At 58.8% G+C, this 1,332-nt stretch carries 1 tRNA gene and 2 pseudogenes; all 3 read right to left on the bottom strand.

Features of this window, described 5'->3' with window-relative positions:
- Window positions 1–262 precede the first annotated feature (262 nt).
- Window positions 263–573: pseudogene (locus X756_RS1000000170295) on the bottom strand (type II toxin-antitoxin system RelE/ParE family toxin).
- 3 nt (window positions 574–576) lie between these two features.
- Window positions 577–848 (bottom strand): annotated as a pseudogene (locus tag X756_RS01000000166485) (type II toxin-antitoxin system ParD family antitoxin).
- 385 nt (window positions 849–1,233) lie between these two features.
- A tRNA-Met gene (locus X756_RS136290) sits at window positions 1,234–1,310 on the bottom strand.
- Window positions 1,311–1,332 lie beyond the last annotated feature (22 nt).

The raw sequence follows: 1,332 nt of genomic DNA, 5'->3' as shown, positions 1-1,332 counted from the left end.
GCACCGCCCTCGTTCGTGAGGCGTATATAGTCGCCACCAACCAGAACTGTCAACAGTCATCGACGATGTTTTTTCGATTTCTCGTGGAGATATCCACGGGGCGGAAATTCGTGAGCTGGCTTGGCTGAAATTGTGAGTGGTGTTCCGCTGAGGATCACTCTTTCTACCAAGCTCCCACCTCTAGGCGGCGGCAGGTGCGTGCCATCGGCCTGAGAATCGCCTCCTGGCGAGTGTCGATCCCCACGCCAGCCTAAGCAGCGCTTCAGAGCCGGCCTTCCAGCAATTCCGCCGTGATGTTGCGGCCGGCGAAAAAATACCCAGGACCAGACCCGTTCGGCATCGACTGCGAAAGCAATGCTGACGGCACGTCGCCAGCCGATGATCCGCGGACCAGGCATGATCTCGACCCGCTCTGTGCCGCACTGTGGAAAAGTCGACACGCTCAGGCAATGGTCGCGGATGCCGACAACGAAATTCCAAGCGATCGCCGGCGACGCACGGGTCGGCTATGTCGTCATAGAGCTGGTCGAGTTCAGTTTCCGCCTTGGGGTGGAAGACAATGCGGTACTCCATTGCCTATTTGGCTTTCGCCTGCTTCGCGTGATGACGCGCCTCGAGCCGCGAAAAAACTGTCTCGACAGGGATGCCCTTAGTTTAGCCGGATCCTGCCGGAGCTCGGTCAGGCGCGCCGGAACCTCCTCGCGCAACCATCTTTCCCGCTCCGCCTCGAAATCCTCGAGCATACGCAGGCCGGCGCGAACAACCTCACTGGCATTGTTGTAGCGGCCTGATTCGAGCTGCTTCCTGGTAAAGCTCTCATAGTGGTCGTTCAGAGCGTAGTCGGGCACGGCAACCTCCTGGAAGATTATGGCGCCGATCAAAGCCCGGTAACAATAGATAGCAATGATTGGAAGCGCACGATCACGGTTCGTTTTCCAAGATCTGATGGCGAGAGAATGGTTCGTCGCCTGGTTTTGCAGGATCCAAAGCGTCCGGTCACCATCGCGCCGGCGCGTGGCGGTTGCCGCGCTGACAGAGCCGGGAGCCAACCGGCTTCGCGTGGGCAAAGGTGCCGAATACAAAAGGCCTGCGAGCTGCGGGCGGTTGGGGGTCATGATTTGGCTTTTCTGTCCCACGGTCGGCTTCGCCTGCTTCCGACCCCTGGTGCAGGTTAAAATCGCCATCGATCACGGTCAGAACGCAAAAAGCCCGCGTGAAGCGGGTTTTTTTTGTTGGTTGCGGGGACAGGATTTGAACCTGTGACCTTCAGGTTATGAGCCTGACGAGCTACCGGGCTGCTCCACCCCGCGTCAACTTTGGACGTAAGCCGAG

Origin of the sequence: Mesorhizobium sp. LNJC405B00, from assembly GCF_000502615.1 — a bacterium.
Classification (GTDB): Bacteria; Pseudomonadota; Alphaproteobacteria; order Rhizobiales; family Rhizobiaceae; genus Mesorhizobium.
This window is presented reverse-complemented; position numbering and strand designations above follow the sequence as displayed.